The organism is Allorhodopirellula solitaria (genome assembly GCF_007859855.1).
Classification (GTDB): Bacteria; Planctomycetota; Planctomycetia; order Pirellulales; family Pirellulaceae; genus Rhodopirellula; species Rhodopirellula solitaria.
On record NZ_SJPK01000007.1, the window covers coordinates 93077 to 106113 of the forward strand.

Here is a 13037-nt window from a genome sequence, read left to right on the forward strand (position 1 = left end):
CGGTTGGCGAACTCGACTTCGACACCCAGTCGAGCTATTCGGTTCGCGTCAGCAGCACCGATGCCGGTGGACTGTCGACCGAAGAGATGTTCACGATCACCGTGACCGAGGCCGCTGAAAACACGGCACCAACGGCGATCGCACTCAGCGAAACTTCGATCGATGAATCGTCCGAAATCGGAACGGCGGTTGGTACGCTTAGCAGCACTGACGCTAACGCGGGTGACACGTTCACCTACGCCTTGGTCGCCGGTGAAGGCGATACCGACAACGCTGCTTTCGAAATCGATGGCGACCAAATCAAGACGGTCGGCGAACTCGACTTCGATACCCAGTCGAGCTACTCGGTTCGCGTCAGCAGCACCGATGCCGGTGGACTATCGACCGAAGAGATGTTCACGATCACCGTGACCGAGGCCGCTGAAAACACGGCACCAACCGCGATCGCACTGAGCGAAACTTCGATCGATGAATCGTCCGAAATCGGAACGGCCGTTGGTACGCTTAGCAGCACTGACGCTAACGCGGGTGACACGTTCACCTACGCCTTGGTCGCCGGTGAAGGCGATACCGACAACGCTGCTTTCGAAATCGATGGCGACCAAATCAAGACGGTTGGCGAACTCGACTTCGATACCCAGTCGAGCTATTCGGTTCGCGTCAGCAGCACCGATGCTGGTGGATTGTCGACCGAAGAGATGTTCACGGTCACCGTGACCGAGGCCGAAGCACCAGGCAACTCGGCCCCAACGGATATCGACTTGAGCTCGGACACCATCGATGAGTCGGCCCCTGCCGGTAGCGTGGTTGGAACGCTCAGTGCGGTTGATCCAGATGAAGGCGACACGTTCACGTACGGCGTGGCGCTAGTCGAAGGCGCTGGAGACACCGACAATGCGTCTTTCGTAATCGAAGGCAACGAACTGAAGACGACGACCGATCTCGATTTCGATACCCAGTCCAGCTACGTCATCCACCTCCGGGCAACCGACGCGGGTGGATTGTCGGTGGAGAAAACCTTCACCATCCATGTGACGGAGAGCGAGACGCCAGCCAACACGGCACCCACGGAGGTTACCATCGATCAGAGCATCGTGGCCGCGGGACAGCCTGTTGACACTGTCGTGGGCACGCTGGGAAGTGTTGATGCCGATGCCGGCGACACGTTCACTTACACGATCGTTTCGGACGATGGTGGCGAACCAGATGCATTCAAGGTCGTCGATGGCAACTTGGTCACTAATCAAGTTTTTGATGATGCAATCCAGGATCTATTTTCGGTGGAAGTCCAGACCGAGGACGCTGGCGGTTTAACGCTCTCCCAGACGCTCGATATCATGATCAGTGAGGCGAATGTCGCGCCGACTGCGATTTCAATCTCGGGCACTTCGGTTCCTGCCAATCCTGTGGCGGGCACTTCCTTCGGCACCTTGGTGACCGATGATGCCAACGCGGCTGACAGTCATGTCTACACGTTGGTCGCTGGTGACGGTGATGCTGACAACGCGACTTTCGTAGTGGAAGGCGATGAATTGAAGACCACCACGGATCTCGATTCGTCTTCGCAAAGCAGCTACAGCATTCGCGTGCGAAGCCAGGACCGGTACGGATTGTCCGTCGAAGGAGTCCTCACCCTGAGCATGGAATCGGTGGAATAGTCACCTCTGGAAGAGAAACGATCGCGGAAGGCTGACGCATTCCGCTGATTGAAAACGCGAAACGGGCGACCTTTGAGGTCGCCCGTTTTTTTGTTGTATCTGGCGAGGGATCAGCGAATCTCGCGGATCTTCGTATCCGGTAGTCGGATCAGTCCTCGCGGCTGGTGATCTCGATCAAGTGGTATCCGAATTGGGTTTTGACGGGTCCGTGGACCTTGTTCAAATCGCCGCTGAAAACGACTTGATCAAACTCAGGCACCATCTGGCCAGGACGGAACGTACCCAACGCGCCACCCGACTTACCCGACGGGCAGGCCGAAAACTCCGCCGCGATGGTGCCGAAGTCCTTGCCGCCTTCAATCTGTTCTTTCAAATCGGTGCAGACTTCTTCGGTTTCCACGAGAATGTGTCGAGCGCTTGCTTGGGCCATCGGTTTCACTTTGTTAAAGGAAATTTGAAAATAGGGTCGAATGGAGGTGGAAACGTTTCCAACCAACCTCGACTGGTATCGTCGTCGAAAGCAGACGTTTCGAATACCCAGGCGAATCCCATTTCCGAGCCGTGATCTCAGCGATCAATTGGTATCTGCCGGACTCTCACGAGCATTCACCTCGGACTTAGGCCCCTCCGAGAGAAATGGCCGAAAATACCAATGCTTGATCGCAAGTAACACCTTCCCGATGTCTTCAGCGGCAAGTTGAGCACAAGGAATCAAGAACAACGTCACAAGCGTGGCGAACATCACGCCAAAGGCGAGCGATGCGGCCATCGGAATCAAGAACTGAGCTTGCAACGACGTGTCCGTCAGCAACGGTATCAGACCGACAAACGTGGTAACGGAAGTCAGCATGATTGGACGAAATCGCCTGGCGCCGGCTTGGAGCGCCGCTTCGCGGAGGGTGGCTCCCTCGGCGAGACGCTGGTTCACATAGTCGACCATGACAAGCGTGTCATTGACCGCAACACCCGCAAGAGCCAGCATTCCGAAAATGGATAGATACGAGGGAGTGATATCCATCGCGATATGCCCCAGAAGAGCACCGATGATGGCGAATGGGACAGCTAACAGGACGAAGAATGGCTGCCCCAATGACTTCAGAGCAATGGCTAACAGCCCATAGAGGACGAAAGCCAGAATACACGTACTAAGAATCGTCTGGCGTTGTGCGTCTTCCGCCTCCGCGACATATCCGATGTACTGAAAGCTCAGGTTATTCTGCTGGCACAATTCTTGGATCTTCGGCGAAAGCTCATTTGCAATCCCCAGCAGGTCCACGGTTTGGTCAACCGGTTGAGCGCCGCAGCGAAGAACTTCGGCGCCGTTCTTCCGTTCGACTGACGACGGTGCCTTCGTGAAGGCAATTTCGGCAACCGTTGACAGTGAAACATCCGCACCGCGAGGAGTACGAACGCGCATTCGTTCAAGAGTGTGCAGAGTTTCTCGCTGCTCCAGAGGCAGTCTGACCATGACTCGGATGCTATCGATTCCTCGCTGTAATCGTTGAGCTTCCTCCCCAAAGAACGACTGGCGGACCTGCTGAGCGAGAAGTTGCTGCGTCAGGTCGAGCTCAGCAGCGAGTGGTTTCAGTCGCAACTCCAATTCGTCTTGTCCATAGTTGATATTCGCCCATGTGGAGTTGAACTCCTTGTATTCATCAAGGAGGGCCTTGATCTGACGTGCTACTTTGGCCTTCTCCGGAGACATGGGACCACGCAATTCGATATTTAAGTTCGCATTGTCCGTATTTCGATCGCGGCTAATGCTCGATTCGGAACGAATACGAAACTCTGTCGCCTCGGGAATAGGTCCAATCAGTTCGTTCCATCTCGCGGCAAGATCGCTGTTGCGTGGACCGGCAGCGCTGCGAAGCGACGGTGCTAACACTTCAAAAGTAATCGCGCCACGCGACTTGTCAAAGTCTCGGTGAATTCGCCGGGCACCTACTAATTTGGAGATATTCCGCACGAGCGACTCACCGGTTCCCGGATCGACGAATTCCTTCTGTAGTTGGTGCAATGCCGTTTCAACTCTTCCCATGTACTGAGCGGTGGTTTCGAGCGAGGTATCGTTTGGCATATCGAGTTCGGCGCTGATTCTCTGCTGCTCGACCGACGGATACGCAATGAACTCCATTCGGCCGCTGAGGCAATAACCGACCATCAGAAGCATCGCTGATGCGAATATCGCCAACACCGACGCACGATGATGCACCGAGAACTCGAGGCAGGGCTGATAGACTCGCTTAATGAAATATTCGAGGCCGTTAGCGATCGACGTTTGAATTCGTGTGAGCGGATTGTTATAGGGAACCGGTCGCAGGTGCTTGAGGTGGGCTGGAAGAATGAACTTCGATTCCACCAGCGAGAAGAGAAGAACGGGCGCCACGATCGGCGGCACCTGAGAAGCGAAATCCCCCCAACTTCCTTCAAAAAACATCAACGGGATAAATGCGACCATGGTCGTCAACGCACCGAAGGTGACGGGTATCGCCACCTCTTGGGCACCTTCGACGGCTGCTTCGAGGGGAGGCATGCCCTCCTTCATTTTCAAATAGACGTTCTCGCCGGTGACGATCGCATCGTCGACGACGATCCCAACAACGATGATGAAGCCGAACAGACTCATCACGTTGGCTGTGACACCAAACCAAGGCATCAGCATCACGCCCCCAGCAAAACCGACGGGGATCCCAGCAACAATCCAAAAGGCAAGGCCGGGGCGGAGGAAGAGCCCCAGCAGCAACATCACCAACAAACCGCCCTGGAGCATCGATTCAATGAGCGTTGTCAGACGCCCTCGAATTTCGACCGACTCATCGTCCCATATGAATAGTTCGATTCCCTCGGGAAACCGGCTTCTCGCATTGGATACATATTCATGCACCTTGTCCGAAATTTCGATTGCGTTTTCGTTTCCGGTACGCATCACTTCGACGAACAGGGCTGGCCTACCATTGAACTCGACGATTTTCTCGCCCTCTTCAAATCCGTCGGTAACGGTTGCCACTTCGCCCAACGTGACCGCCGATCCATTGGCAGAACGGATGGGGACATTTTGGAACTCCTGTTCCGAGTATGCCTGCCCACGGGTCCGAACAATGAACGTGCCACTGTCGCTATTGATCGAGCCCGCTGGCAAGTCGATCGAATACTGCTGAATCGCGTCGGTCAGGTCCTGCAAGCTCAACCCATATGCCAGGAGCTTGGTTGTATCCACTTCCACGCTGATCTCGTACTCACGGTCCCCCTGCACTTGCGCGCGGCTGACTCCTGGTAACGAGATGACGTCTTCCTGGACTTTTCGTGCGACTTCGCGTAATTCGTGTGGGCTCAGATGTCCGGTAACGGCGATGCTCAGCACTTCCCACCAGTTGGACGAATCGGGAATGGAGATTTGGGGCCGTTCCGTCTCATCGGGAAAGGTTGTGATGGTGTCGATCCGAGCCGAAACATCGTCCATCAACGTGCGGAGGTCTGTCCCGGGCTCGGCTTCTACCGAAATACGCCCGCTACCCTGACCACCTTCAGAAATGATGTCACGAATCCCCTCAACCCCTTCCAGCGATTCTTCAATAGGGATCAGAATCGCTTGCTCGACATCTTTGGCCGTTCCTCCGCGATAGGCCATCTCGATGCGAACGGATTCCATCGTCCGTTCCGGCGACACTTCCAACGGAATTTTATAGAAGGCCGTATAGGTGCCCGCGATCAGTAGCGCGAGCATCAAGAAATTCGCGGCAATCCCGTTTGTTGCAAACCAGCGAATCATAGGTATTCGTTAATTGGTGGCGTTTTCGTCAGATTTTGTGGAGGTGGAATCCGCTATCGTAATCGCCGCATCTGCGGGCGGAATGATTTCGATCTTAGCCCCCTTCGGTGTGAAGGGCATCGGTGTCGTTGCCAACCACATTCCAGGCGGGATCGCTGCCGACGAAACGATCACTTTCTCCGCGTCGGACCAAAGCGTCTTCACCTGAAGTGGTAACAGCGTTTGATCGGCTCGGTCGACCAAAACAACCTGATCCAATTCGCGAACGGCTCCTCTTGGCAATGCGATGACATCGTGGAGCACCTTGCCGTCAATGGACGCGATCACGGGTTGACCGATGCGCAGTGGCGGTTTGCCGGATTCACGACCAAAGGGATCATCGATTCGCGCGATTGCAAACAGATCGCGAGAATCCGCGTCGAGCACCCCCTCGGTACGAACGATGGTCCCTTCCCAGATCGAATCGTTAGATTGCTGAATACCATCTTGAAGCCGCACTGCCAGTGGGGAATCATCGGGAAATTCGGGCAGATCCAGATAATCCCTTTGCTCACCGGAGACGGGAAGCCGGACTTCGACGTAATCGATGGCAAATATTTCGCCCAGAGGGGCATTCTGTCCCGCCAATTGACCGATGCCAATCAGCTTTGAAATGACTCGGCCATCGAACGGGGCCACGAATTTGGTTCTCTGAAGATTCAGCTTCGCTTGCTCGACGTTTGTTTCAGCCAGAGCAACGTTGGCCTGAGCCTGCTCCCTGCTCGCCGAAGCCGTTTCCACCTCTCCCTGAGGAACAGCATTCGATTCGACCAGCTTCAGCTTACGTTTTTCCACGATGACCGCAAGTTTCAGTTCTGATTTGGCAGCAGCCAGTTCAGACTCGGCGATGGCAAGTGCTGTTTGATAGTCGCGTTGATCGATCTCGACAAGCACATCCCCTTTCTTGAAATAAGCACCGACTTCAAAGAAAGGGCTCGTTTTGGCAACAGTACCTGAGACCTGGGATGTCAAAGTAATTCGGTTGTGGGCTTGGACGACTGCGTGCGTCTTCACCACGACCGGATAGTCGACGATAGCAATTTCCTCAATTCGGGAACGAAGCAGGACCTCCTTGGGTTCTGGCAGAGGGGGTCGTTCGACCTCACCCGCCAACCGTTGGAATCCAAACCAACCAGCGGCCAGGATAGCGCAGGGAATGGCCATTCGCAGCAAGACCCCGGCCAAAAATGAAGGGGTAGTTGATGGCGTTGTCATGTCTTGGAACCGCGTTGATTAACCATTGGCAGGGGATCGAGAGAGGGAAAAGGCGTCCCTCCATTGATCATGGAACACTTCGTAATACCCATCGGTGTCGAAGGAATGCACACTACTTTGGGAATCTTTACGTCACCGAGGGACGATCGCCCGCAGGCAGGGGGAGGTTAACGGCTGATCACTTGTCGGCATCAAACGGTCGTGCCGATCAGGGCGACTTTAATGACGTCGTCTACGGGCTGGGGTTAAGCTGTTCAGGTGGGGAGGGATTGTTTGTACCAAATCCACTGGATCAACCGAAGGTAGGACAGGTGAGGACTTTTCCTGTTTTCCGAGACGTATGATGCGACGCACAGCTGAACCATTTGCGCTCAACGCAGCCCGCCGATACCGGGTGTGCCTGGCATGGGTGTGCGCGTGCATCGCTGCCGTTGGCGTGGGATGCACCAGCCCGCGAGACTGGATTGCCAATGGTTTCAAGGTCGGCCCCAATTACCGCAAACCATGCGCTCCGGTAGCGCCTGACTGGATCGATGCCAACGACAAACGGGTGATCGGTGATCCTGTCAACGCTACGGCCTGGTGGGCGACATCGTTCAACGACCCCGTTTTGAACCAACTGGTCACGGAGGCATACACGCAAAATTTGACGCTACGACAAGCTGGGGCGAGAATCGCGCAAGCCCGGGCACTGCGTCAAATTGTCGTCGGAAATTTCTTCCCGCAACAGCAATCCGTTTCCGCCGACTACTCGCACAATCTCAGTACAGGCAGGGGTGGCGACCGACACTTTAGCTCTTGGAGAGGATCGTTTGGCTTGGCATGGGAAATTGACTTCTGGGGACGGTATCGCCGCGCAATCGAATCGGCCGACGCTGACCTTGACGCTGCCATGTACGAGTACGGTGACGTGGTGGTCACGCTGGTGGCTGACGTCGCTGCAACCTATATCGATATCCGCACGCTTCAGACACGATTGGAACTCATCAAGCTAAACGTGGAGAATCAACGCCAGACGTATGAGGTAACTGAGGTTCGTTTTCGGCTGGGCGAATCGAGCGAAGTCGATGTGCAGCAAGCAAAATCGAGCCTCGTTCAAACCGAGGCCCTCGTCCCGCAAGTGGAAACGGCGCTTCGACAGTCGCAAAACCTATTGTGTATCCTCCTCGGCATGCCCCCCGAAGACATCTTGGGCATCTTGGGCGCAGGCAGCATCCCAGACGTAAAGCCAGAGATTGCAGTTGGCATCCCAGCGGCGACGCTACTGCAACGACCTGATGTTCGCCGCGCCGAGCGAGTACTGGCATCGCAGAGTGCGTTAATCGGTGTGGCTGAGTCCGATCTCTATCCGCACATTAGCCTTGTAGGAACAGTTGGAAGAAGTGCCAACCAGTTCGAGGACCTGTTCCGCGGAGGTTCTGGCTTTGGATCAGTCGGGCCAACATTCAATTGGGATATCCTGAACTACGGACGCTTGGCCGGAAATATTGAGTTCCAGGATGCCCGATTCCAAGAGCTCTTGGCAGCTTATCGGCAAACGGCTCTGACTGCCAACCTGGAAGCGGAGAACGCCATTGTTCAATTTCTGAAGAACCAAGAACGCTTTGAACTGCAACTCGAGGCTGCGAAGGCGGCCGATAAAACCAACGAACTGATCACTCTGCAGTTTACCGAGGGGGAGCCGATTGACTTCAACCGTGTGTTCAGTGTCCAGAACACCAAAACGCAACAGGAACTAGCCGCCGCAGGAACCAAGGGCGACGTTGCCCAAAGTCTAGTGGCAATCTATCGAGCACTCGGCGGTGGTTGGCCGTCGCCCTATCTACGAACGCCCATCATGGCGTCGATCGAGCAAGACGATGATTCCGATAGCGTGGAGGAAATTGAAACGCCTCCCGCCGAAGAAGAATCCGCCGAAGACGAACCCGCAATCGATCAGGTATTGGAAAACCCAGTCGAAGAAACGACGGGAGATTAAATGCAGTGGGATCGGCGTTCAGAACGGCGATCGACCGGGACCTGTCCTCGCCCTCAAACCAAACGCAGATCGCAATCCCACTACCGAGAATCAAACATCAGGATAGTGAAAGAAGCCAAATGGGTCAAAGAAGCCAAATGGGTCAGGCCTCTTTGCCCCTGATGAAAGAAGCCAAATGGGTCAGGCCTCTTTGCCCCTGATAACCATCAAAGAGGATCGCGGTTGGGACGGCTGTTGCCAGCCGCCCCCCGCACAGATCCGTACTTGAAGGATTACCTCACACGGCTCTTGCTTTGAGTCGAGCGGCATGACGTTGGTTTGGGTACGGATGGAGAATACGTGGGGCCGGGAGATGTTTGCGTGCGAGTCGCTGCATTCGTGACCATGTCCAGCGAGAACGTTGAGAACGGCGACGGAGAACCGCCAGCCACATCTTCACAATCTCATCACGAAACAGTTGCGAGCGGACCCTATTCAAAGGCACGGCGTGATAATTCAGCCAGCCTTGCACGACCTTTCCCAACCAGCGACCGGTTTCACCTACCGGACGATGACGATGACGCCTTAGCTTCTCTTTAATCTCCGCTAACTTCGCTTGGATTCGCTTGGCGATGCTGATCCGTTTCACCCTGAACCGCCCACCACGACGGGTTACGTCGCACACATGGGTGAAGCCCAAGAAGTCAAACGTCTCTGGGGTGCCAAGTCCACGCTCAGCGCGATTGCTCGCGGCGAAACGGCCAAATTCGAGAAGTCGGGTTTTCCCGCCGTGTAGCTCCAAGCCAAACTTACCCATCCGCTCTTTAATAGCTTCAAGACAAGCAACCGCTTCATAGCGGTGCTGAAAGCCGATGATAAAATCATCCGCGTAGCGGACAATCACGACATCACCACGACAGTTTCGACCACGCCAATTCTGTATCCACAGGTCCAAAACATAATGCAGAAACACGCTACCAAGTAACGGTAAAATCACTGCTCCTTGGGGTGTCCCCACGGTCGTCGCTGACCATTGCCCCTCCTCGCTGACCCCGGCGCGAAGCCATTTACGGATCAATCGGAGGATGCGTTTGTCACCGATTCGGTGCTCTAAAAATTTGACTAACCACTCGTGGTCAATCGTATCAACGAACCCTTTGATATCGGCGTCCAGTCCCCAATTCACCTTCTGGCTTGTGATCGCGACATCCAACGCATCAAGCGCCGTATGTTGAGAGCGACCAGGCCGCAACCCGTAACTGAAGCCGAGAAAATCCACTTCATAGACGCTGTTCAACACGCACATGACCGCTTTCTGGACGAGTTTGTGGCTCATCCGACGGAAGCGTGCGCTGGAGGTTTTGGAGGCATGGCTCCAGTATCCAATGATTGATTTGTCGGAGGTGATAGTGGATGTTAGGCTGGAGTTGCCGGGAGAAACGGAGCCGAGCTCTGCAGAGGTGCTGGCTTGGCAAGGGATATCTCGGTCGCCAGCGTTTCCCTGCAAAAGCGGTACGCCAATGGTGTTGCCGGTCCCTGGCGGACATTCGTTCGTCAGGGACGCATTTCTGTAAGATTATTGGATACGAGAGCCATGCCTAGAAAAACCTTCCCCTGTGCTCCGCGCACGCTTCCGTCGGATGAGCCCCAAATAGTCCCCAGCAGAGTGCTGTGGTCCCTTGCGGGACTAAAGAACATCACTTCAGCTCATTCTCCCCAAACACTCTAGCGGGCAGTGCGGTAGTGAATAATTCCAAGCCAAGATAGCTTGACGCTCCCGCGTTTAGCGATTGCGGGGCTCAGACCAACTCGGTAGCTTAACCGGATTCGTGTCGGTTCTTATCAGGTCACAAGGAGGAAAGAGATGCAGGCACTCCAAGCCGTCGTTTCCAAATTACTGGTGCTGGCGGTTATCGCGTCGATTAGCCTCTCAGTGGTACTCGGGATCGGGCTGATACTGGGCTACGTCCTCAACCGCTTGATACCGAGCATCGAACTTGGGATCGCGACCTTGTGCGGCCTGGCCGCGGTCGGGATTTGTGGGTTTGTTCTGGTCAGCCTATTTCGCACCTACGCAGCCTCGCTGGAAATGGCGGGCTCCACCGAGGAGGATGAGCTCGAGGTTTCGGACTTACTGACCGAAGCACAGCTCGAGCAGATCACGAGTAAGCTCAGTGAAGAAGTGCTCCTGCAAATGGACTTGGAGCACCGCCAAACAGCACGCCGCTCCAAGAATCGCCGTTAAGGTGGCATGAGGGATTCTCTCAATTTGGTCACTAGCAACCGGGACTTCACGGCCCCGGCAATCATTGTGGCCGCCCGTCGGGCTTGACTAACGACGCGTGGAATCGTGAGGCACGGGGTGCTGGCGGGAGTTCAATCGGCGTGACAACCCCCGGAACCAGCGAGAAAGCGAGCGGATTTGTCGCGGCACGCTGCGGGCGTCTGATCCGGTATGATGGAGTGGGAATATCGATCAGACTTTTCCTTTGCGAATACCGAGGCTCTCATGCTGGCGCGACTGAAGACGTTCACGTTATTGGGCATTGAGGCAATGCCGGTCGATGTGGAAGTCGACATTTCGCCTGCAGCGATGCCCAAGACGATTCTGGTCGGGCTGCCTGATACGGCCGTCAAGGAATCCACACACCGGGTCGAGCGGGCGATCTCCAACAGCGGTTTCATCCGCCCCACCGATCGTGTCGTGATCAACTTGGCTCCTGGCGATCTGCCCAAGCAAGCCCCCTCGTTCGATCTACCCATCGCCCTGGGTGTGCTCGCTGGTAGCGGTCAGCTCGATGCCGAGCGGATTGAGGACTACGCCGTCGTTGGCGAACTGGCCCTCGAAGGCATCACCCGGCCGATCAAAGGCGTGCTGTCGATCGCGATCGAAGCCGCCAAAGATCAAGCACTCAAAGGATTGATCGTGCCCTCGGAGAATGCACCCGAGGCGGCAGTGGTGGAAGACCTCGAAGTCATCGCAGTCGATTCTCTGGCGCAGTGCGTGGCGTTTCTAGCGGGCGAGATTGAAATCCCTGCCGTGCCCAGTCGTTTGGATGAGATTTTCGAGCAGTTCAGCGAATACGACGTCGACTTTGCCGACGTCCGGGGCCAGGAACTTGCCAAGCGGGCAATGACCTTGGCCGCCGCCGGTCGCCATAATTTACTGATGATAGGTCCCCCCGGATCTGGCAAGACCATGCTCGCCAAACGGATCCCCACGGTCCTGCCCCAGCTCTTGCCCGCCGAGTCGATCGAGACGACTCGCATCTATAGCGCCGTCGGCCAACTGCCATCGAAACAACCGCTGCTGGCCAAACGCCCCTTTCGCTGCCCGCACCACACGATCAGTGACGCGGGGTTGGTCGGCGGCGGCAGTCCGCCTTCACCGGGCGAAATCAGCAAAGCCCACAATGGCATCTTGTTTCTCGACGAGCTGCCGGAGTTCAACCGCAAGACGCTCGAAGTCATGCGGCAACCGCTCGAGGATGGCGTCGTGACAATCTCACGAGCCCTTCGCAGCACCACGTTTCCGTCCGACTTCATGCTGATCGCGGCGGCCAACCCCTGCCCCTGCGGCTACCGCAGCGACCCCAGACGAAGTTGCAATTGCACACCACCCCAAATTGAAAGGTATATGGGAAAAATCTCCGGACCACTGCTCGACCGGATCGACATTCATATCGAAGTCCCCGCGGTTCCCTTTGAAGAACTCTCGGCCAAGACCACGACCACCGAGAGCAGCGCGATGATGCGTGAGAACGTTGTCCGCGCCCGGGCCGCGCAAAGCGATCGATTCCAGAACAGTCCCGTACGTTACAACGCGCAGATGACCAGCCGTCAGGTCCGCCAATACTGTGAACTCAACACAGCCAGTAAGCAACTCCTACGCGTGGGCGTGGAGTCGCTCGGCCTCTCGGCCCGCGCCCACGACAAAATCCTGCGAGTTGCCCGGACCATCGCCGACATCGCCGCCAGCGACAAGATCGAAGAAGAGCATCTCGCCGAAGCAATCAGCTACCGAAACCTCGACGCCGATCTGTGGGTGTAACAAGAAAGCACGGGCAAATGAATACGGAGATAGAGAAACAACAAATAGAGCCGCCCCGTTGGAGCTACCGCGAGGTGGTGGCTTCTGAAATCCCAGGCGTTGCCTGGGGCTGTCATAGGACTGCCCCGTTGGGGCGTTGTCATGAGCTATCTTCTGCAATCGATAGAATGCTGCAATCATTAAATCGGCGTCCCTCGCGTTTAACGGGGCATGATGAACAAGCGTCGAATTGGAAGTGGGCGAGGCGACGAGCTGTTGATTACCCAGAAAGCCCGATCCCCTGTCAGCTTGTCTGACAGGGGATCGCCGTTTCGTGATTAGAAAGATGGAGCGTACACCCCGCTCCCA

8 protein-coding genes are annotated in these 13037 nt (G+C 55.8%); 4 read left to right on the forward strand and 4 right to left on the reverse strand.

The window, feature by feature from the left end; all coding sequences use genetic code 11:
• A partial coding sequence (locus CA85_RS14775) for a cadherin repeat domain-containing protein (RefSeq protein WP_186774960.1) occupies positions 1–1658 on the forward strand: 1658 nt, incomplete at its 5' end.
• A gap of 148 nt (positions 1659–1806) precedes the next feature.
• Here CA85_RS14775 and CA85_RS14780 read toward each other — a convergent pair.
• The 3 genes from CA85_RS14780 to CA85_RS14790 all read right to left on the reverse strand — a co-directional run bounded on the left by CA85_RS14780 (position 1807) and on the right by CA85_RS14790 (position 6681).
• Positions 1807–2088, reverse strand: a complete 282-nt coding sequence (locus tag CA85_RS14780; RefSeq protein ID WP_146392100.1) for a peptidylprolyl isomerase — start codon at positions 2086–2088, stop codon at positions 1807–1809.
• 144 nt (positions 2089–2232) lie between these two features.
• Positions 2233–5427: an efflux RND transporter permease subunit gene (locus CA85_RS14785; protein WP_146392101.1), complete on the reverse strand. Its 3195-nt coding sequence runs from the start codon at positions 5425–5427 to the stop codon at positions 2233–2235.
• A gap of 9 nt (positions 5428–5436) precedes the next feature.
• Positions 5437–6681 carry an efflux RND transporter periplasmic adaptor subunit gene (locus tag CA85_RS14790; protein ID WP_146392102.1) on the reverse strand — a complete coding sequence of 415 codons (1245 nt, stop codon included), beginning with the start codon at positions 6679–6681 and terminating at the stop codon, positions 5437–5439.
• 340 nt (positions 6682–7021) lie between these two features.
• Between CA85_RS14790 and CA85_RS14795 the strand changes: the two genes are divergently transcribed.
• Entirely contained in the window at positions 7022–8659 is a 1638-nt protein-coding gene (locus tag CA85_RS14795) for an efflux transporter outer membrane subunit (protein WP_146392103.1), read from the forward strand.
• A gap of 277 nt (positions 8660–8936) precedes the next feature.
• Here CA85_RS14795 and CA85_RS14800 read toward each other — a convergent pair whose 3' ends face one another.
• Positions 8937–9974: a reverse transcriptase domain-containing protein gene (locus tag CA85_RS14800; RefSeq protein WP_146392104.1), complete on the reverse strand. Its 1038-nt coding sequence runs from the start codon at positions 9972–9974 to the stop codon at positions 8937–8939.
• Positions 9975–10502: 528 nt separating this feature from the next.
• Between CA85_RS14800 and CA85_RS14805 the strand changes: the two genes are divergently transcribed.
• Positions 10503–10883: a hypothetical protein gene (locus tag CA85_RS14805; RefSeq protein ID WP_146392105.1), complete on the forward strand. Its 381-nt coding sequence runs from the start codon at positions 10503–10505 to the stop codon at positions 10881–10883.
• A gap of 264 nt (positions 10884–11147) precedes the next feature.
• On the forward strand, positions 11148–12689 hold the full coding sequence (locus tag CA85_RS14810) for a YifB family Mg chelatase-like AAA ATPase (protein ID WP_146392106.1): 1542 nt from the start codon (positions 11148–11150) through the stop codon (positions 12687–12689).
• The last annotated feature ends 348 nt before the right edge of the window (positions 12690–13037 follow it).

Bases quoted from the DNA above. Each gene is read 5' to 3' on its own strand.
- CA85_RS14790 (WP_146392102.1), bottom strand. From the start codon at position 6,681: ATGACAACGCCATCAACTACCCCTTCATTTTTGGCCGGGGTCTTGCTG.
- CA85_RS14795 (WP_146392103.1), top strand. From the start codon at position 7,022: ATGATGCGACGCACAGCTGAACCATTTGCGCTCAACGCAGCCCGCCGA.
- CA85_RS14805 (WP_146392105.1), top strand. From the start codon at position 10,503: ATGCAGGCACTCCAAGCCGTCGTTTCCAAATTACTGGTGCTGGCGGTT.
- CA85_RS14810 (WP_146392106.1), top strand. From the start codon at position 11,148: ATGCTGGCGCGACTGAAGACGTTCACGTTATTGGGCATTGAGGCAATG.
- CA85_RS14800 (WP_146392104.1), bottom strand. From the start codon at position 9,974: ATGAGCCACAAACTCGTCCAGAAAGCGGTCATGTGCGTGTTGAACAGC.
- CA85_RS14780 (WP_146392100.1), bottom strand. From the start codon at position 2,088: ATGGCCCAAGCAAGCGCTCGACACATTCTCGTGGAAACCGAAGAAGTC.
- CA85_RS14785 (WP_146392101.1), bottom strand. From the start codon at position 5,427: ATGATTCGCTGGTTTGCAACAAACGGGATTGCCGCGAATTTCTTGATG.